17 protein-coding genes are annotated in these 19722 nt (G+C 59.2%); 6 read left to right on the top strand and 11 right to left on the bottom strand.

What is annotated here, in order from left to right; translation table 11 throughout:
* The first annotated feature begins 26 nt into the window (after nucleotides 1-26).
* The gene (locus tag PL640_RS08600) at nucleotides 27-1058 is read left to right on the top strand and encodes an ABC transporter permease (RefSeq protein ID WP_142842649.1); all 1032 of its coding nucleotides are present in this window, start codon (nucleotides 27-29) and stop codon (nucleotides 1056-1058) included.
* A gap of 118 nt (nucleotides 1059-1176) precedes the next feature.
* Here the strand turns inward: PL640_RS08600 and PL640_RS08595 are convergent, their stop codons facing one another.
* A complete protein-coding gene (locus tag PL640_RS08595) occupies nucleotides 1177-1932 on the bottom strand; it encodes a gamma-glutamyl-gamma-aminobutyrate hydrolase family protein (protein ID WP_269699384.1) in 756 nt (251 codons plus the stop codon).
* Between the two features lie 292 nt (nucleotides 1933-2224).
* Here PL640_RS08595 and PL640_RS08590 point away from each other — a divergent pair, with 292 nt between their 5' ends.
* Complete coding sequence (locus PL640_RS08590; protein ID WP_269699385.1) at nucleotides 2225-3319, top strand: TRAP transporter substrate-binding protein; 1095 nt, start codon at nucleotides 2225-2227, stop codon at nucleotides 3317-3319.
* Nucleotides 3320-3708: 389 nt separating this feature from the next.
* Here PL640_RS08590 and PL640_RS08585 read toward each other — a convergent pair whose 3' ends face one another.
* Nucleotides 3709-5178 carry a TRAP transporter large permease gene (locus tag PL640_RS08585; protein ID WP_269699386.1) on the bottom strand — a complete coding sequence of 490 codons (1470 nt, stop codon included), beginning with the start codon at nucleotides 5176-5178 and terminating at the stop codon, nucleotides 3709-3711.
* 32 nt (nucleotides 5179-5210) lie between these two features.
* Complete coding sequence (locus tag PL640_RS08580; protein ID WP_142842653.1) at nucleotides 5211-5750, bottom strand: TRAP transporter small permease subunit; 540 nt, start codon at nucleotides 5748-5750, stop codon at nucleotides 5211-5213.
* Between the two features lie 414 nt (nucleotides 5751-6164).
* Between PL640_RS08580 and PL640_RS08575 the strand changes: the two genes are divergently transcribed.
* Nucleotides 6165-6389, top strand: a complete 225-nt coding sequence (locus PL640_RS08575; RefSeq protein WP_161991423.1) for an aa3-type cytochrome c oxidase subunit IV — start codon at nucleotides 6165-6167, stop codon at nucleotides 6387-6389.
* 69 nt (nucleotides 6390-6458) lie between these two features.
* Nucleotides 6459-6992 carry a hypothetical protein gene (locus PL640_RS08570; RefSeq protein ID WP_271361489.1) on the top strand — a complete coding sequence of 178 codons (534 nt, stop codon included), beginning with the start codon at nucleotides 6459-6461 and terminating at the stop codon, nucleotides 6990-6992.
* Between the two features lie 50 nt (nucleotides 6993-7042).
* Here the strand turns inward: PL640_RS08570 and PL640_RS08565 are convergent, their stop codons facing one another.
* Entirely contained in the window at nucleotides 7043-8296 is a 1254-nt protein-coding gene (locus PL640_RS08565) for an NAD(P)/FAD-dependent oxidoreductase (RefSeq protein ID WP_271361487.1), read from the bottom strand.
* Between the two features lie 329 nt (nucleotides 8297-8625).
* Between PL640_RS08565 and PL640_RS08560 the strand changes: the two genes are divergently transcribed.
* Nucleotides 8626-10362 (top strand): methyl-accepting chemotaxis protein, encoded by a 1737-nt coding sequence (locus PL640_RS08560; protein ID WP_271361486.1) that lies wholly within the window; start codon nucleotides 8626-8628, stop codon nucleotides 10360-10362.
* A gap of 80 nt (nucleotides 10363-10442) precedes the next feature.
* Here PL640_RS08560 and PL640_RS08555 read toward each other — a convergent pair whose 3' ends face one another.
* The 7 genes from PL640_RS08555 to PL640_RS08525 form a co-directional block, all read right to left on the bottom strand.
* On the bottom strand, nucleotides 10443-11753 hold the full coding sequence (locus PL640_RS08555) for an LLM class flavin-dependent oxidoreductase (protein WP_271361485.1): 1311 nt from the start codon (nucleotides 11751-11753) through the stop codon (nucleotides 10443-10445).
* A 26-nt stretch (nucleotides 11754-11779) separates the two neighbouring features.
* The gene (locus PL640_RS08550; RefSeq protein ID WP_271361484.1) at nucleotides 11780-13126 is read right to left on the bottom strand and encodes an MmgE/PrpD family protein; all 1347 of its coding nucleotides are present in this window, start codon (nucleotides 13124-13126) and stop codon (nucleotides 11780-11782) included.
* A gap of 4 nt (nucleotides 13127-13130) precedes the next feature.
* Complete coding sequence (locus PL640_RS08545) at nucleotides 13131-13928, bottom strand: amino acid ABC transporter ATP-binding protein (RefSeq protein ID WP_271361483.1); 798 nt, start codon at nucleotides 13926-13928, stop codon at nucleotides 13131-13133.
* A 12-nt stretch (nucleotides 13929-13940) separates the two neighbouring features.
* Complete coding sequence (locus PL640_RS08540) at nucleotides 13941-14723, bottom strand: amino acid ABC transporter permease (RefSeq protein ID WP_142842661.1); 783 nt, start codon at nucleotides 14721-14723, stop codon at nucleotides 13941-13943.
* The gene (locus PL640_RS08535; protein ID WP_142842662.1) at nucleotides 14720-15463 is read right to left on the bottom strand and encodes an amino acid ABC transporter permease; all 744 of its coding nucleotides are present in this window, start codon (nucleotides 15461-15463) and stop codon (nucleotides 14720-14722) included. The genes PL640_RS08540 and PL640_RS08535 overlap by 4 nt, the downstream gene beginning before the upstream one ends.
* 192 nt (nucleotides 15464-15655) lie before the next feature.
* Nucleotides 15656-16495 (bottom strand): transporter substrate-binding domain-containing protein, encoded by an 840-nt coding sequence (locus PL640_RS08530; RefSeq protein WP_142842663.1) that lies wholly within the window; start codon nucleotides 16493-16495, stop codon nucleotides 15656-15658.
* 397 nt (nucleotides 16496-16892) lie between these two features.
* Complete coding sequence (locus tag PL640_RS08525; protein WP_142842664.1) at nucleotides 16893-19181, bottom strand: NADP-dependent malic enzyme; 2289 nt, start codon at nucleotides 19179-19181, stop codon at nucleotides 16893-16895.
* Between the two features lie 459 nt (nucleotides 19182-19640).
* Here PL640_RS08525 and PL640_RS08520 point away from each other — a divergent pair.
* Nucleotides 19641-19722 (top strand): sugar phosphate nucleotidyltransferase (locus tag PL640_RS08520; RefSeq protein ID WP_271362076.1); only part of this gene is annotated, 82 nt, incomplete at its 3' end.

Genomic DNA, 19722 nt, shown 5'->3' with positions numbered 1-19722 from the left:
CCGGGATTTCTCGAGGAGGAACAACTATGAATACGAACGCCACCGCCAACGCAGAGTTGGATGCAAAATCCGGACGCAAGCCGCACAGGCGCATACCGCCGGAAGCCAATATCTTTTTCGTGCTGATCGGCATCGCGCTGGTCTATGAAATTCTCGGCTGGATTTTCATCGGCCAGAGCTTCCTGATGAACCAGCAGCGCCTGACGATCATGATCCTGCAGGTGTCGGTGATCGGCATCATCGCCGTTGGCGTGACGCAGGTCATCATTACCGGCGGCATCGACCTGTCTTCCGGTTCGGTTGTCGGTCTGACAGCGATGTTGTCTGCCAGTGTGGCGCAATCCTCGACCTGGCCGCGGGCGCTTTATCCGGGCCTCACCGACCTGCCATTCTTCATACCGCTTGCTGTCGGCATCTTGGCCGGGGCCTTGGCCGGGTTCATCAACGGGCAGCTTATCGCGCGAACGAAAATCCCGCCCTTCATCGCAACACTCGGCATGATGGTGACGGCACGCGGTCTTTCGAAGTGGTACACCAAGGGTCAGCCGATCTCCGGCCTGACCGATGGCTTCAACTTCATCGGTACGGGCATCTGGCCGGTCGTCGTTTTCCTCGTCGTCGCCATCATCTTCCACATCGCGCTGCGTTACACGCGTTATGGCAAGTTCACCTATGCGATCGGCGCTAACCAGCAGGCGGCACGCGTTTCCGGTATCAATATCGAGGCGCATCTGATCAAGGTCTATGCCATTGCCGGCATGCTGGCCGGTCTTGCCGGTGTCGTCACCGCAGCCCGTGCACAGACGGCGCAGGCCGGCATGGGCGTGATGTATGAACTCGACGCCATCGCCGCAGCCGTTATCGGCGGCACATCGCTTGCCGGCGGCGCTGGACGCATCACCGGAACGGTCATCGGCACCATCATTCTCGGCGTCATGACATCCGGCTTCACGTTCCTCAGGGTCGATGCCTATTACCAGGAGATCGTCAAAGGCCTGATCATCGTGGCTGCCGTCGTCGCCGACGTCTACCGACAGAAGAAACGCGCAAAGCGCTAAGCACTCCTCCTCCCGGACTTGGGGCAGGCTTTCAGGCTTGCCCCTTTTTTTGCGCTAGCGTCGGAGATGCGGCTTGCCTTGAAGGGCCGGGGCGACCCTTGAAGGGGAGGGGCGATTTTTACGCCTTGCTGTTTCGGTATTCGTGAACAGCCTTGCCGAAGGCCTCGAACAGGGCGCGCGACGGCGCATCCGTCTCGGCCCAATATTCCGGATGCCATTGCACGCCGACCGCAAAGCCCTTGGCGTCGATGACGGAAACGGCTTCGATGGTGCCATCCGCCGCCGTGGCTTCGACCTGCAGGCGCGGCGCGGTCTCGGCAATTGCCTGGCGGTGCAGTGAATTGATCTGGATTTCACCCGACATGCCAAGATGCTGCGCAATGCACGAACCTTCGCGCACCTGCACCGGCTGGCGAATGGCGAAGGCCACGTCGCGGTCGTCATGTTCCGGCTTGCGGTGATCCCACACGCCGGGCTGTTCCTGAATTTCCGAAGCAAGCGTGCCGCCAAGCGCGACATTCAATTCCTGAATACCGCGACAGATCGCCAGCATCGGAATGCCGCGTTCGATGGCGCGGCGGATGAGCGGCAGGCTGGTCGCGTCACGAGCAGGATCGAAGGGACCATCGCTTTCCCGTGCCTCTTTTCCGTAAAGGGCAGGGTGAACATTGGTTGCCGAACCGGAGACGAGCAGGCCGTCCACCCGGTCCAGAATGGCGTCGACCTCGTTACCGTCCTCGAAGGCCGGAACGATGAAGGACATGACACCGGCGACCTTCAGAGCTGCGGAAAGATACTGGTTCTGCGCGGCGTGCCAGTCGGCTCCGGTGAAATGCCTGATGTCGGCGGGAACGGCAATGATGGGTTTTGGCATGTTGGCTCCGGGGCGAATCTTCGAAATTTGTGCGACTGCCGGTGAACCAAGTCAAGCAGGTGTTTTGCGTTTTGCCGGTAGTGGATGCGCCTAAAGTATAAGGCGGCGCGAGGATATTTCAGTTGCAAATAAAATACGAAGGAGACTTTCCGAAAAGGCCGGTTTTCCGCGATTAATTCTTGGGGCGGGTGCTTGTCAGCCGGGCGGTAACCGTGCTTACTTTGCTGCGATGCCTGAACAGCAAAGAGGGGAATTCAAGCTGCGGGCAGCGTTCATATCTGGGAGGATATAGATGGATCGCCGTTCCTTTATGAAAAAAGGTGCGCTTGCGGGAGCCGCTACGGCTCTGGCCGCGCCCGCCATTGCACAGCAAAATACCAAGATTAACTGGCGTCTGACGTCGTCGTTTCCGAAATCGCTCGACACGATCTATGGCGGCGCCGAGGACATAGCCAAACATGTTGCCGCGGCAACGGATGGCAATTTCACCATCCAGCCCTTTGCTGCCGGTGAAATCGTGCCCGGCCTGCAGGCGGCCGATGCCGTGTCGTCAGGCACGGTGGAAATGTGCCACACCTGCTCCTATTATTACGTCGGCAAGGACCCGACCTTCGCCATCGGCACGGCGATACCCTTCGGCCTTAATGCCCGCCTGACCAATTCCTGGTTCTACGAAGGCAACGGCAACAAGCTGCTCAACGAATTTTACGCCAAGCACAATCTTTACGGCATGATCTCAGGTAATACCGGCGCCCAGATGGGCGGCTGGTTCCGCAAGGAAATCAATACCGTTGAGGATTTCAAGGGCGTGAAGATGCGTATTGCCGGTCTCGCCGGCAAGGTGGTGGAAAAGCTTGGCGTCGTGCCGCAGCAGATCGCCGGCGGTGACATCTACCCGGCGCTGGAAAAAGGCACCATCGATGCCGCCGAATGGGTCGGCCCTTACGACGACCACAAGCTCGGCTTCCAGAAGGTGGCGAAATATTACTATTACCCGGCTTTCTGGGAAGGCGGCCCGGTCATCCACTCCTTCGTCAATCTGGACAAGTGGAACAGCCTGCCGAAGAACTACCAGACGGCGCTGCAGGATGCCTGCGCCTTCGCCAACACCAGCATGATGGCGAAATACGATGCCAAGAACCCCATCGCCATCAAGCAGCTGGTTTCGGAAGGTGCCGTATTGCGGCCGTTCAGCCAGGAAATCCTCGAGGCCTGCTACAAATCGGCACTGGAAGTCTACGCCAATATTTCGGCCACCAATCCAGACTTCAAGAAGATCTACGAGGACCAGGTCGCGTTCAAGCGCGAAGGTTACCTGTGGATGCAGCTTGCGGAATACACCTTCGATACGTTCATGATGATCCAGCAACGTAACGGTAAGCTCTGATTATTCAGTGACGGCGGCGGACCTGGCAAAGGCCTCGGAAACTTCGGTTTCCGGGGTTTTTGTTTGCGTGTCAGCCTTCATGCGCCCGACAAGAAAGGGTGATTTACGATCAAGCTATTGGGCGCAAAAGCAGCAGGCTCCGGGGCCAGCCGGAGTGTCGGCGAGGATTGGCCACGCCGACCTCGGCAAAGGCCTTGCTCTCAACTGTGGAGGTGATGTGATGTGGAAACCACTGAGCATTACGCTTTAGTTTAGGAAGAACCGGACGGGCTGGTCTGTCTCCGTCCGGTTCAATTTTCTAAGCAGATAAGCAAAGGGAAGGCGGGGCTGGAACCCTGTCTTCCACTCCGCAACTATAAGCGTTTCGCCAAATCCTTACAAGGCGGCTCTCACGGCCCGATCTTCGGCGGTTCACCGAGGTTCGGCATGCCGGGCAATCCACCCGGCTGACCGAAATTGGGCATTGTGTTGCCGCCCTGATTACCAAAGGCGGGGATTTCGATCTTGATGGAGTTCAGATCCACATCGGGTGCCTTGTCGAGCCAGTAGGTGACGGATTCCGGCCAGAAGATCACGATGGCGACGAGGATAAGCTGCATGCCGAGCCACGGTATGGCGCCCATGTAGATATCCGATGTCTTGACCGAGCGCGGCGCGATGGAGCGCAGATAAAACAGGGCAAAACCGAAGGGCGGATGCATGAAGCTCGTCTGCATGTTGATGCAGATCAGCACGCCGAACCAGATCAGGTCGATACCGAGCGACTGGGCGATCGGCGCCAGCATCGGAATGACGATGAAGGCGATCTCGAAGAAATCGAGGAAGAAGGCGAGGAAGAAGATGAAGATGTTGACGAAGATCAGGAAGCCGATTGGGCCGCCCGGAATGCCCGACAGCATATGCTCGATCCACAGCGAACCGTCCATGCCCTGAAAGACAAGGGAAAAGCAGGTGGCGCCGACGAGAATGAACACCACCATCGAGGTGATGTGCATGGTCGAATGCATGCCCTGTTTGACGAGATCCCAGGTGAGGCGGCGGTGGGCAGCGGCGAGCGCCATGGCGCCGACGACGCCGAGTGCGCCGGCCTCCGTCGGGGTGGCAAGGCCGAGGAAGATGGTGCCGAGCACGAGGAAGATCAGCACGATGGAGGGGATCATGCCCGCCAGCACGCGGAACACCAGCGCCCGGTTGAGTTCGCCACGCGCTTCCGGCGGCAGCGCCGGCAAATCCTTCGGCCGCAACATCGACATCACGAAGATGAAGAGCATGAAGATCGCCACCTGCAGGATCGATGGGCCGATCGCGCCGAGATACATGTCGCCGACGGATTTGCCGAGCTGGTCGGCGAGAACGATGAGGACGAGGGACGGCGGGATGACCTGCGTGATCGTGCCCGATGCGGCGATGACGCCGGTGGCAAGCCGCGGATTATAACCGTATTTCAGCATGATCGGCAGCGAGATGACGCCCATGGTGATGACGGAGGCGGCAACCGTGCCGGTGATTGCGCCGAGGATCGCGCCGACGATGATGACGGCATAGGCAAGACCACCGGGAATGGCGCCGAACAGCTTGCCGGTTCCCTCAAGCAGATCCTCCGCCAGTCCGCATCGCTCGAGGATTGCGCCCATGAAGGTGAAGAAGGGGATGGCGAGCAGAAGGTCGTTGGAGACGATGCCGAAGATGCGCAACGGCAAGGCCTGCAGAAAGGCCGGCGAAAAATGCTCGGTGAAGATGCCGATGACACCGAAGACGAGGCCGACAGTGGCAAGTGAGAAGGCAACCGGAAATCCGTAAAGCATGAAGATGATCATGCCGAGGAACATCAGAGGTGGAAGAATACCATATTCAAACATGGGAAATATCCTGAAGGTTCAGATCGGCGCGATCATTGCAGGGGCTTTTCATACTTCGTATCGAGCGCATAAAGCCCGTTGAGGGCGCCTATGCGCTTGATGAGTTCTGAAAACCCCTGAAGAACCAGCAGGGCGAAACCGGCGAAGATGACGAGTTTCACGGGCCAGCGGATGAGGCCGCCGGCATTGGAGGACATTTCGCCCTGATGCCAGGAGAGCGTGAACATGGGCCAGGACAGCCAGGCCAGATAAAAGCAGCCGGGCAGCAGGAACAGCACGATGCCGATAATATCCACCCAGATGCGGTTGCGCGGCGAAATCGCCCCATAGATGATGTCGACACGCACATGCTCGTTCATGCGCAGCGTATAGGATGCGCCGATCAGCACGATGAAGGCGAACATGTACCACTGGATTTCCAGCCAGCCATTCGAACTGTAATTGAAGGCATAACGAACCATGGCGTTGCCGGCGCTGACGAGGCAGCAGATGAGCACCAGGTAACCGGCGACCTTGCCCAGAGCTTCGCTCGCAAGGTCTATCAAAGCACTTATTTTTAAAAGCGATTTCATGACTTTCCCCTCTTCCCTTGCCGGGCCCTTTGCGGGTTATGGCGAAGAAGAAAGCCGGGAACTTCCTCGGGGCGGCCGCGCTTCCACGCCTGTCCGCTCCTGCAAATTCCAGATTCCTCCCCACGGAATCCGTGTATGGGCAGGCTGCTTGAAAAGCAACCAAAACCGCCACAAAACGGTCCAAATAACGCCTCTATTCGACTATTGGCGTAGGACCATTGTTTAATTGCCGGTGCTGTTCTGTTTGTCCCGCATCGCCTTGGCGACGCGATGTTCTTTCACAGAGAACGCATTGCGCTTTTCGACGACTTCATGTTACCTCTGGCTACGGAGAGTCCGGCATGAGCCCGTAATCATACGCGGGAGAAATCGTCTTTTACGACGGCATGACGGATGGAGCAAAGGGGAAGCGGAATGAGCGAACACCACACGGGTCCGGTCGAAGTTGGCGCCGAGATGAATTACGTCGAGCACGAAAAGACCTATAACGGCTTTCTGGCTTTGACGAAATACGGCACCATGCTCCTGTGCGTGCTGATGCTGGCCATGGTCGCTGGTTTCTTCACCTCTGCGGGTTTTCTGGGTGGTCTTATCGTATTTCTGGTGCTTTCGGCCGCAGGCTTCATTCTGTTGCGCTGAACGATCTCCCTTCGCGAGAGGTTTCCCGGTGCGGAAACCGGGCGACGCCGGACATCGGAAAGGCTAGTCATGAAGCGCCTGTTATCCTGCCTGATCCTGTTTGCGGCGCTTTCGCAGCCTGTTCTGTCGCGGGATCTTTCGCCGTCTGAGCAAGACAGGCTGCATACGCAGATTGAACGGTTCAGCGCCGCCTTGAACGGGCAGGATTTCGACACCGTCGGCAAAACGGTGCCGCCCAAAATCTTCGAGTTTATCGCAAGCGATGCGGGCGTGACCGTCGAACAATTGCGCAGCGCCCTGACGACGCAGATGCAGATGGCGCTCGCGGCGGTCAAGATAACCGAATTTACCATGGATAAAGGGGCGATCAGCGTTGAGCAGACGCCTGATGGAACGCCCTATGCGCTCATTCCGACAAAGACGGTGATGGAAACCGGCGGCCAGACGATCGAGGCGAAATCCCATACACTCGCCTTGATGGATGGCACGGACTGGTATCTGCTACGCGTGAGCGATCAGCAGCAGGTTACGATCCTGCGAAAAGTCTATCCGTCCTTCGCTACGGTGGAATTCCCTGATGATTCCATGCAGCCGGTGAAGTAACCCGCATATTGTTGTCAGCACCGCTTCAGGGCGGGCTTCGCGCTCTTCACTTACGAAAAACGCCCCGGTCGGAAAGGATCGACCGAAATCGCGGTCTCCTCGCCGTTTGCCAGCTGGGTCACGAGGCGGGCCGTGGCTGCTGATTGCGTCAGTCCCAGATGGCCATGGCCGAAGGCGTAGATGACGGAGGGCGTGGTACGCGCTGTGCTGATGACGGGAAGACAGTCCGGCATTGACGGACGGAAACCCATCCATTGCGTTCCGCCTTCCACCTTGAGACCGGGCAGGAAACGCCCGGCCTTTTTCAGCATCGCTTCCGACCGTTTGAAATTCGGCTCCAGTTCCAGCCCGCCAAGCTCGACCGCGCCGCCGACGCGGATGCCTGAAGACAGCGGCGTCACGACAAAGCCGTGATCGTTGAAATAGAGCTGGCGCGTCAGGTTGAAGGCACCGACGGGCAGGGTGGTGTTGTAACCGCGTTCGGTTTCCAGCGGCACGATATTGCCAAGCGTCGCGGCAAGTTTCTTCGACCAGGCGCCGCAGGCGATTACCACCCTGTCGGCATCGATCTTGTCGCCATTTTCGAGGGTGACGATCGTGCTTTCGCCAACGGCGTCGATGCGTTCCGCCTCACCCTTGCGCAGGCTTGCGCCCCGGGCAATCACCAGATCGAAAATGGCGCGGGTGAAATCAAGGGGGTCGGAGACCTGCAGGCCATCTGGGGAGAACATGGCGTGGCGGAACTGCGGGGCAAGGCCCGGCTGCAGCTCGTCTATCTCACTGCGGCCGATACGCTCAAAGGAGAAACCGGCGCGTTGTTTTTCTTCCCAGCCCCTCGCCGCAGCATTCAAGCTTGCTTCTGTGTCATAAAGATCGAGTGTACCGGTTTTCGAAACGAGGGACGAAAGCTCCGGCATGGCGGCGACATGCGCCATTTCACTGGCTGCCAGCCTGTTGATCTCGCTCAGTACCCTCAGCCCATGACGAAAGTTGCGCTCGGCGCTGGCACGCCAGAAACGCCAGAGCCAGGGGGCGATCTTTGCAGCATAGGCTGGCGGCACGCTGAGCGGGCCGAGCGGATCGAAAAGCCAGCGCGGCGCTTTTTTCATGATGCCGGGAGAGGGAATGGGGATGATTTCCGGAAAGGCCAGAATGCCGGCATTGCCGGAACTTGCACCGCCGGCAACTTCGCCACGTTCGAGAAGCACAACCTCTCGTCCGGCATTTTGCAGGTAAAGCGCCGCCATGGAACCGATAATGCCGGTGCCGATCACCAGCACGTCGCATTTCAGGGTTTTGGTCATTAGCGCTCCTGCAACACAAATCTTTCAGGCCCGCCATAACAATGAATGCGGTTTCAATGAAAGGCCGCATTGCGCCGCAGCCGCAGAAATATCAGCACTGTGGCAAATAAGCGGTCCACATCTGGGGGATGCCGCATGCCGGAGGGGTTCGGGCCTTTCGGTTTTTTAGCGGCAGATTAGACCTGTGAGACGATGGTTATAGCTCATCATTAATCGCTATTTAACGGTGTCGAGCTAGTTTGCGTGCGGGCAGACCGATCAGTTTCATCTCTTGTCTAATTCAGGGTTGAGGAGGTCCGCAAACTGGTCATTGTTGGGGGTTCGAAAGCATGTCTCATTTTTCTAAATTTGGTTTGGATGCATCTGCGGTGCTGGAAGCCCTGAACCGCTCACAGGCCATTATCGAGTTTGATCTGACCGGCAAGGTGCTCAAAGCGAACGATAATTTTTGCAAGGCCATCGGCTATAGCCAAAACGAGATCGTCGGCCTCCATCACCGCACATTCCTTTCCGCCGAAGATGCAGCGTCTGCGTCATACAAGACTTTCTGGGAAAAACTGGCCCGCGGCGAGCACGACAAGGGTCAATATCGTCGGCGTGCGAAAAGCGGCGCGGATATCTGGATCGAAGCCTCCTACAATCCGGTCTTCCGTTTCGGTAAACCCTACAAGGTCGTCAAGATCGCAACCGACATTACGGCCATCAAGCGCCAGAGCGCCGATGACAACGGCAAGCTCGCGGCGCTCTCCCGTGCCCAGGCCATGATCGAATTTTCGCCGGATGGAACGATCCTCAGCGCCAACGAAAATTTCCTCGAAGCGATGGGATATCAGGCGCAGGAGATCATCGGCAAGAACCACTCGATGTTCTGCGAACCCTCTTATGCCGGGTCGATGGAATACCGCACCTTCTGGGAAGACCTGCGAACCGGCCGTTTCTCCACCGGCCAGTTCATGCGGCTCGGCAAGGATGGCAAACGCATCTTCATCCAGGCATCGTACAACCCGATCCTCGATGATCGGGGACAGGTCTTCAAGGTTGCCAAATTCGCCTTCGACGTGTCGGACCGGGTGCATGCCGTGGAAGAGCTCGGCGCGGCGCTGGAGCGGCTTTCCCAATGCAACATCCGCGTCACGCTGGACAAGCCGTTCGTCGGCGAGTTCGAGGGGCTGCGGAGGGACTTCAACAAGTCCATCGCGGAATTCCAGAAGACGCTGGAGAATGTTCTCGGCCAGACCGGCGACCTGACCCGCAGCAGCCAGGAAGTCAGCGAAGCCTCCGTCAATCTCGCCGAACGCTCCCGCGAGCAGGCGGTGGCGCTGGAAGAGACCTCAGCGGCGCTTGAAGAGATAACCGCGACGGTTCGCTCCTCCACCGAGAACATGAAGGAAACGCGCAAACTCGTACAGAGCGCGCGGACATCCACGGTGGCCTCCACGGAAGTGGTCGAACGGACGGTGGATGCCATGCAGCGCATCGAGACGGCATCGCGGGAAATCAGCCAGATCATCGGCGTTATCGATGAAATCGCCTTCCAGACCAACCTTCTGGCGCTGAATGCCGGTGTTGAAGCAGCGCGTGCAGGTGAGGCGGGCAAGGGTTTTGCCGTGGTGGCACAGGAAGTGCGCGAACTTGCACAACGTTCCGCCAATGCCGCCAAGGAAATCAAGGCGCTCATCAACAATTCCGGTAGCGAGGTTCTGGAAGGCGTCAGGCTGGTCGGCGAGACCGGTGAGGCGCTGAAGCAGATCGACGCGCTGGTCAGGCACATCGACGGCAATGTCGAGATGATTTCAAAGGCGGCCGACGAACAGGCCGTTGGCATCAGCGAAATCAACAAGGCGGTCAACCGGCTCGACCGGATGACGCAGGAAAATGCCGCGATGAGCGCGCGCACCACTGCAATCAGTGCCACGCTGGCTCAGGGTGCCGATGTGCTTGCGCAGCTTGTCAGCCTGTTCAAACTGAACCGTCGTAACATTCAGCGTGAAGACGGATCGTCCGTCCGGTCTGAATTTTCAAATGCCGGCCGGCGCGATCAACAGCCAGGACGCGCTGCCGCGTGACAGGCGGGGCTTCTGCCGCCCTGACTTATCGATGAGATCTGGTGATGCGGGTGCCTTTGGTCAAAGGCACCCGCACGCCGTTATGCCCGCAATGCCGGACGATCGATGCCGAGATGGTCACGCAGCGTCGTGCCCTCGTAATCCCTGCGGAACAGGCCGCGCTCCTGCAAAAGCGGCACGACCTCGCGGTTGAACTCTTCCAGCCCGCCGGGGAAGAAGGGCGGCATGACGTTGAAGCCATCGGCCGCACCATTTTCAAACCATTGCTGCATGCGGTCGGCCACGTCTTTCGCCGTACCCATGACAATGTGGTGGCCGCGACCGGCGGCGACACGTAAAGCCAGTTCGCGGATCGTCAGCTTTTCTCGGCGCGCCAGTTCGGTCAGAAGTTCGGCGCGGCTGCGCAGCTGGTCGGAGATCGGCAAATCCGGCAGCGGGCCATCGAGATCATAATCTGCAAGGCTGTGGCCGATGCGTTCTTCAAGCAGCGGCATGGCGCTCTTGATGTCCGTCCAGCGGTTCAGTTCCTTCAGCTTTTCACCGGCCTCTTCGAAGCTGCTGCCGATGATCGGCATGAAGCCCGGCATCACGGCCACACTTGCCGGATTGCGGCCGAATTTCTCCACGCGGGCTTTAAGGCTCGTATAAAAGGCCTGCGCTTCGGAAATCGCCTGCTGGGCGGTGAAGACGATATCGGCGGTGCGGGCGGCGAGATCCTGTCCCGGGCCGGAGGAGCCAGCCTGGATGAGAACCGGGTGTCCCTGCGGCGAGCGTGGAATATTGAGCGGTCCCTTGACCGTGAAATATTTGCCCTCGTGGTTGAGGATATGGACCTTTTCAGGATCGACGTAACGACCCGCCTGCTTGTCCTTGACGAAGGCGTCGTCATCCCAGCTGTCCCACAGGCCACGAACGACATTCACATATTCTTCCGCCACCGCATAACGCTCGTCATGTTCAGGATGGTCCTTGGAGAAATTTGCCGCCGTTCGGGCATAAGATGTGGTGACGATGTTCCAGGCCGCGCGGCCATGGCTCAGATGGTCGATGGACGCGAAGGCGCGGGCGGTGTGATAGGGCTCGCCATAGGTGGTGGAGGCGGTGGCGGCCAGCCCGATCTTGTCTGTCACCATGGCCAGTGCGGCAAGCAGGGTCAGCGGCTCGAAACGGGCAATCATGGAAGGATGCGCGTCAACGCCGCTGGTCAGTCCGTCGGCCAGAAAAACCATGTCGAACTTCGCTGCTTCCGCCATTTTCGTGACGCGGGTGAGCAGGTCAAAATTCTCGCTGCCAGCCTCCGCATCGGGGTGACGCCAGCCGGAAACGTGGTGCCCGGCGCCCTGCAGGAAAAGGCCGAGATGCATCTGTCTTTTGCGGGTCGTATTGGTCATGGGGTCATGCCTTCATGTCGGTCGTGTTATATTTCACTTGCCAGAAGCGTTTCGAGCTTCCTGAGATCGGCTGCGGTTTTCATAGAACGCACCAGTGCCGGAATTTCGGCGAATTTCTCATTGCCGCCGGTGGCATCGGCGAATTTCTCCGTCGGATCGTCGATGCCGGGCAGGCCGTCGATGCGGCGTGACAGCAATGTTCCGTCTTTCTTTGTCACATCGATGACCACGAAACGGGTGGTCGGATCGGGGGACAGGCGGCGGGCTGTTTCATCATGCCGGCGCGCGACTTTTGCCGAAAGTGTAAGCAGGTCGGCACGAACAGGGCGCTCGTCGAAATGGCCAATCCCGAGTGCTCCATCCGCAAGCGCTGCGGCAAAAACATATTCGGGGCTGAAGCGCGCATCGATGCCGGTGACGGGCGCGGCGGTGCCGACAAGGGCGGCATCGCCGCCCGGCGGGAAGGTGATGATAACGGTTTCGATCTCGTCCGGCGTCAAATCATGCCCGTTGCGCAGTGCCAGCGCGCCGACGGCGACGGGGTGGGCGGCGGTGCAGCAGGGAAAGGCTTTGAGCGTCAAGCCCGGCGAGACGATCTGCCAGGGCGCGCCCCAGCCAGACAGGACCCGTTTGGGTTGCTCTGCACCAAAGGCGAAGGCGGAATAAAAGCCGATGGGGTTTTCCAGAAAATCCGGTGCGCCCTGAAACCCTGAGCGTGCCAGCCGCGCGGCGGTGAGGCCGGCGCGGGTGGCAAGCCCGGCATGCAGCGGCTTGGCATCGAACCCGAATTGCAGACGCAGCCCGGCCGATTGCGTGGCGGCGAGGCCAAGTGCAACGGCTGTGGTCTGCGGATCGAATTTCAGAAGATGGGCGATGGCAGCGGCAGCGCCGATAGGGCCGAGCGTGGCGGTGGCGTGGAAGCCATTTTCGTAATGTTTGGTGCCAAGCGACAGGCCAATCCGCGCCATTGTCTCCAGCCCGACAATATAGGCGGCGATGAAGGCGTCCGCCGTCGAATTTTCCTCGACCGCAACGGCCAGAAGTGCGGGAATGATGGCGACGGTGGGGTGGCCACGCACGCTGCCATGCACATCATCATAATCAAGCACATGGCCGGCATGGCCGTTGATGAGGGCGGCGGTAAAGACGTCAGTGCGCAGGTCATGGCCGATGATGCCGGCCGTGCCTTGCGTGCCTGTCGTGAAGGTATCGATCAGAATTTTCGTGCTTCTGTCGGCAGCACCGCCCAGCACGCAGGCGAAAAAATCGATCAACGCCGTGCGGGCAATCGTCACCGCCTCATCGTCGCGCAGCGGATCAGACGCGGCGATGGCTTCGGCCAGTTGAAGGGTGATTTTTTCCTCGGTGGCCATGGCGTCAGATCCCCTCGCCATCATTGAGCCGTGCCACCTGTCCTCCCAGACCATTGACGAAGGCGTTGATGCGCGGATTGGTCGACTTGTAGAAGATATGATCAGGCGTGCCCTGATCGACGATCAGGCCGTTTTCGGTGAACACGATCTTGTCGCTGATTTCCTCGGCAAAGCGCATTTCATGGGTGACGAGAATACTGGTCATGCCGTCATTGACGAGATCGCGGATGACGGCAAGCACCTCGCCCACGGTTTCCGGATCCAGCGCCGAGGTGACCTCATCAAACAGCACCAGTTCCGGTCGCATGGCAAGAGCGCGGGCGATGGCCACGCGCTGCTGCTGGCCGCCGGAAAGCTGGCCGGGATAGGCATCCACCTTCTGCGACAGGCGGACTTTTTCCAGCAGTTCGCGAGCATGACGCTCTGCTTCCGCCTTCGGTGTGCCGAGGATTTTGATCGGCGCGATGGTGATGTTTTCCATGACGGTCAGATGCGGGAAGAGATTGAACTGCTGGAACACGATGCCGATGCGCTTGCGTAGCGCGATACGTTCCGCCTCGGTCTTTAACAGGTCTACGCGGGTGCCACCAACGGTGATCTTGCCGGATTGCGGGATGAGCAGGCCGTTGATGCAGCGCAGGATCGTGGACTTGCCGGAGCCGGAAGGGCCGATGATGGAAACGGCGTCGCCCTTGTTGACCGTGAGGTCGATCCCTTTCAGGACCTGGTTGTCGCCGAAGGAGAGATGAATTCCTTCGAGTTCGACAAGCGCTTGGGCGGTTTGTGGTGCGGGTGCGGACATGGCTTGTTCCAATCAGCGGGAAGCGAAGCGCCGCTCGAGGCGCTGCGTGAAACGGGAGACGGGATAGCAGAACAGGAAGAACGCCATCAGAACGGTGAGATAGACCACGACGGTGAAATCGTTGCGCTGCACGGCGGTGCTGGCGTCTGTTGCGGCGTGCAAAAGCTCATGCACGCCGACCAGCGAGGCGAGCGCCGTGCCCATGGTGATCGAGGCATAAAGGTTCATCCATGGCGGCAGCGAACGTTTCACGCATTGCGGCAGGATGATCCAGCGCAGGGTCTGATTGCGTGAAAAACCAAGACCCTGGGCGGCTTCCCATTGCGCGGTGGGGATGGACTGGATGGCGCCGCGGGTGATTTCGGCAATATGAGCGCTGGCCGGAATGGCAAGCCCGACCACGGCCTTGATCCAGTCCGGAAACGGAATGTAATTGCCGAAGGCGACGATCTCGAAGGGGAAGATGTAGGTCGCGGCAAAGATCAGCACCAGATGCGGGGCGTTGCGGAAGATCTGCACATAGGTGAGCGCCGGCGCCCGCACGAGGCGATAGGGCGCAAGCTCCATGATGCCGAGCAGGACGCCGATGAAGGTGCCGATGGCGATCGCAAGGATGCTGATCAGCACGTTCATGGCGAAACCCTTGGCCAGATAGGGCAGCCATTGCAGCAGCACCTGTCCAAGCGACGGATCGAGGATCAGCCACAGAATGACTGATATCAGCACGCCGAGCAGCAGAATGGTGCCGAAGGGCAGCTTTTTTGCCGCCCGCGTTTGAGAAACCACCGCGCTCATTGACCGAACCCCGGAACCGCAAGGCGTCGCTCAAGCCAGAGACCGGCCCTTGCGACGATGAAATTGATGACGCTGAAGAAAAGGAGGATAACGAGCATCAGCTCGACCACATTGTCGCGCTGCGTCCAGATCAGGATCGAGGCATAGGTGATTTCACCGACCGCAATTGCCGAACCGACGGTGGTGAGCTTCACCAGATTGACGAGATTATTGATGATCGAGGGCAGTGCCGTGCGGATCGCCAGCGGAAACTCCACATAGCGTAAAATCTCGAAGGAGCTGAAACCGATCGCGCGTGCCGCCTCGATGGTGGTGGCTGGAACCGCCTCGATGCCGCCGCGCAAGGCCTCCGCATGGAAGGCGGCGATATGCAGGCCGGTGATGGCGACGACCCAGAAGAATGGCGTCAGCGGGTTGTTCTGCGCGCCGCCCAGCACGTTGGAAATCAGCATGTTAAGCACAAGGAAACCGCACATCAGCTGCACCAGCGTCGGCGTGTTGCGCGTCAGTTCCACATAGGCGCGCACCGGGCCGGCGAGCCAGACTTTGCCCGATGTCAGCATGGCCGCGAAAATGAAGCCGAAGATAAGGCTGAGCGGCAAAGTGACGGCGACGAGGATGAGCGTCATCTTCATGCCGTCAAGCCAAATCTGAACCTCGTAACCGCTGTTCAGAAAATCATAGTTGAGGCCGAGATGCGCGGCGAGTTCTATGAAGCGCGCTGTAAATGAATCCTGCATCGGAAATCCATGCTGTTATCGCGGAACCGCCCGGTGGGCGGCGCCAGAATGGCCTGCCTTGTTATAAAGCAGAAAAGAACGGCAGGCGAAACCGGCCGTTCCTGATGGTCACGGGAAATCACTCCGCCTGTTCGGCATCATCCTCACCCTGCGGTGAGGAGAGGCATGGAACGGAGAGACCCTGCGTCTGTCTTATTGCGCGGCGGAAAGCTTCTTCTGCTGCTCTTCCATGTAGCCGATGCTTGGCAGGCGGTTCGCCTTGGCGAATTCGATCATCTTGCCGGAAGCGTGCAGCTCTTTGACGATCTTGTCCAGAGCGGCCTGCGTGTCAGCCTCACCCTTGCGCAGCCAGATCACGGAATCGGAAGGGATGAGGTCGGTGGGGATAAGAATGCCGTAATCCTTCCACTCGTCGGCGCGGTCCTGCAGCATCAGGCTCAGCGTGCCGTTGACGTGAACGGAGACATCACAATTGCCGCCCTTCAGCGCCAGCAGCGATTCCGGCTGGCTCGGCAGCGCCTTAACCTGCGCGCCGTACTGCTCGATCAGCGGCTGGGTGTAGTTGGAGCCCTGCGATACGCAGGCAATCTTGCCCTTCAGATCCGACCAGTCCTTGATGCCACTGTCCTTGCGACCGATGGCAGCGCCGCCCTGGCGGTCATAGGGGGTCTGCACGTAATCGAGGGTCTTGGCGCGTTCTTCGGTGTACTGCATGTTGGCGATGAGAATGTCGACCTTGCCCTGCTGCAGGAACTGTACGCGGTTGGGCGGGGTCACGGTTTCGGTGACCAGCTCGACGCCGAGGCCGGCAGCCAGCGCCTTGGCGACATCGATGTTGAGGCCCTTCTGCTCCTGCGTCTTCGGATCGATGAAGCCGAAAGGCGCGCCAGAGAGGATGACGCCGACGGTGAGCTTGCCGCGACCCTTGATACGGTCAAGCGTTGCATCCGCATGGGCGGCAGTGGCCATCGAAGCGATGACAACGGTTCCGGCAATGAGTTTTGCGGCAAATCTGGAAAAAGAGAGGGCCATGGGTATTTCCTTTTGATTGTAGGTGGAAACTACATGAGGCACCCGCCAAGAGCGAGAATTGGCATTGCGCAAAAAATACTATGAATAAAATCGTGTTCCAATAAAGCTTTGAGGGCGAAAAAATATCCTAATAATTTTAAATCGTAGAATCCTGTTCTTTGTCTGCGTCTGGCCGTAAGGGGGCGCAGGACAATCCGGACGCCGTTTGCCGACCGAATGGCCAAAGGGAAAGCGAGCGAGCACTGCTTGTTTCTTCTCCCCGAGGGGGAGAAGGTCGCGGCAGCGGGATGAGGGGGCACGGGTCGTGAGATACGGCAACGTTGCCCCCTCATCCGACCCTTCGGGCCACCTTCTCCCCGGCGGGGAGAAGAAACAGTGGCAACATTTCGCGCCGTCGTTACCGGCCGGCGTTATAAGCCGCGATCGCGGCCATGTTGACGATATCGCTGTCCTTCGCACCCATCGAGGTGATCTGCACCGACTTGTCGAGGCCGACGAGCAGCGGGCCGATGACGGTTGCGCCGCCCAGTTCCTGCAGCATCTTGGTGGAGATGGAGGCTGAATGGATGGCCGGCATGACCAGCACATTGGCCGGGCCGGAAAGCCGGGCGAAGGGATACTGGCTCTGCATGCGATGATGGTTCAGCGCCACATCGGCCGACATCTCGCCGTCGACCTCGAAGTTGACATTGCGCCGGTCGAGGATTTTCACCGCCTCGCGCACCTTGTCGGAACGCTCGCCGGTCGGCTGGCCGAAAGTGGAATAGGCAAGCATGGCGACGCGCGGTTCGTAACCGAAACGGCGGGCGAGGCCGGCCGCCTCTTCGGCGATATCGGCCAGGTCTTCGGCCGACGGCATGTCGTGTACGGCGGTATCGGCGACGAATACGGTGCGGTTGCGCGAGACAACCAGCGAAACGCCGATGACGCGGTGGCCGGGCTTGGTGTTGATGCAGCGGCGGATATCCTCCAGCGCCGTTGAATAGTTACGGGTAACGCCGGTCACCACGGCATCCGCATCGCCCATCGCCACCATGCAGGCGGCGAAGTGGTTACGGTCATTGTGGATCAGGCGCTGCACGTCGCGCAGCAGGAAGCCGCCACGCTGCAGCCGCGCATAGAGATAATCGACATAAGCGTCGACGCGGCTGGAGAGGCGGGCATTGGTGATCTCGATATTGGCACGGTCGAGATCGATGCCGGCACGTTCGGCATTGGCCTTGATAATATCGTCGCGGCCGAGCAGGATGGCGGTGCCAAGACCTTGAGCGGTGAACGAAATCGCCGCACGCATGACCTGTTCTTCTTCCGCTTCGGCAAAGACCACGCGCTTCGGCGAGCGGCGCACGCGCTCGTAGAGACGCTGCGTCGTCGAGGCCATCGGGTCGCGGCGGGCGGAAAGCTCGCGGGCATAGGCGTCGAGGTCTGGCAATTCGCGCTGGGCGACGCCGGTCTCGATGGCGGCTTTCGCCACGGCCACCGGAATGGCCGAGATCAGGCGCGGATCGAAGGGAACGGGAATGATATATTGCGGCCCGAAACGCGGGCGGTTGCCCTGATAGGCGGCGGCCACATCGTCAGGCACGTCTTCACGGGCAAGATCGGCCAGCGCCTGCGCGGCAGCGATCTTCATCGCGTCGTTGATCTGGCGGGCGCGCACATCGAGCGCGCCGCGGAAGATATAGGGGAAGCCGAGGACGTTGTTGACCTGGTTGGGATAATCCGAACGGCCGGTCGCCATGATGGCGTCGTCGCGGATGCGTGAGACTTCTTCCGGTGTGATTTCCGGGTCCGGATTGGCCATGGCGAAAATGATCGGCTTCGGCGCCATGGAGCGGATCATGTCTTCGCTGAAAGCGCCCTTCTGCGACAGGCCGAAGACCACATCCGCACCCTTCATGGCTTCCGCCAGCGTGCGATCATTGGTTTTCACCGCATGGGCGGATTTCCACTGGTTCATGCCTTCGGTGCGGCCCTGATAGATCACGCCCTTGGTATCACAAAGCGTGATGTTTTCCGGGTTGAAGCCCATGGCCTTGATGAGGTCCATGCACGCGATGGCAGCAGCGCCCGCGCCATTGCAGACCAGCTTCGTGGTCTTGAAATCGCGGCCGGTCAGCTCAATGGCGTTGATGAGGCCGGCGGCGGCGATGATGGCGGTGCCATGCTGGTCGTCATGGAAAACGGGAATATCCATCAACTCGCGCAGGCGGCTTTCGATGATGAAACATTCCGGCGCCTTGATGTCTTCCAGATTGATGCCGCCAAAGGATGGGCCAAGATAACGCACGCAATTGATGAATTCATCCGCATCTTCGGTATCGACCTCGAGATCGATGGAATCGACATCGGCGAAGCGCTTGAAGAGGACCGATTTGCCTTCCATGACCGGCTTGGAGGCGAGCGCGCCGAGATTGCCGAGACCGAGGATCGCGGTGCCGTTGGAGATCACCGCCACCATGTTGCCGCGTGTCGTATAATCGTAAGCCGTTGCCGGATTTTCGGCGATGGCTTTCACCGGAACAGCCACGCCTGGCGAATAGGCGAGCGACAGATCCCGCTGCGTTGCCATCGGCTTGGTCGGGGTGATTTCCAGTTTCCCCGGTCTGCCCTCAGAGTGGAAATCCAGGGCCTCCTGATCCGTAACCGATGTTCTGGTGCTGGCGGTTTTTGGCGTATCGGACATGGGCTGTGTGCGCTTTCCTGTCGTTATCAGTATAAAAATATTCGTTGTTGTTATGGTATTTTTTGCACGCCTGCCAAGCCTTGAATGTTGTTCAGTGCAGCAAATTTAAGCGTGATGAAATTTGCGGTCGATTCAATCGATTAAGTCAATATTCTTCGCCTGGCGCGGGGTCGGCAGGTTCGGTGGATCAGTGCTCCCGCTGCCGATGAGGCTTTTCATTCTCCGCGATATTTTCGTGCCGGATCGGATGGAACCTCACAAGCGACCTTGCGTTAGCGAATGGGACCCGCAGGTAATACACATGCCCTCCAGCTGCCCCCGCCATCTATTCACCAAGCTTTCACAAGGCGAATTTATGAGCTTGCGCTTGTGTGCCCGTGAACCGATGATGGCAGCATTGGCAAATATGTATATTGTCCGGCGCGCCGGGAAATTTTTTAGAGTTGGAAAGGTTTTATTGTGAAGGAACACTCTCGAAAGATCACGCCGGTTCTTCTTGCTGGCGGTGCCGGCTCCCGGCTGTGGCCTGTTTCGCGTGACC

The sequence above is a fragment of the Agrobacterium sp. ST15.16.024 genome, from assembly GCF_027956545.1.
Classification (GTDB): Bacteria; Pseudomonadota; Alphaproteobacteria; order Rhizobiales; family Rhizobiaceae; genus Agrobacterium; species Agrobacterium cucumeris.
The sequence above is the reverse complement of the archived record's forward strand: the minus strand, read 5'-3'. Positions and strand labels throughout refer to the sequence as shown.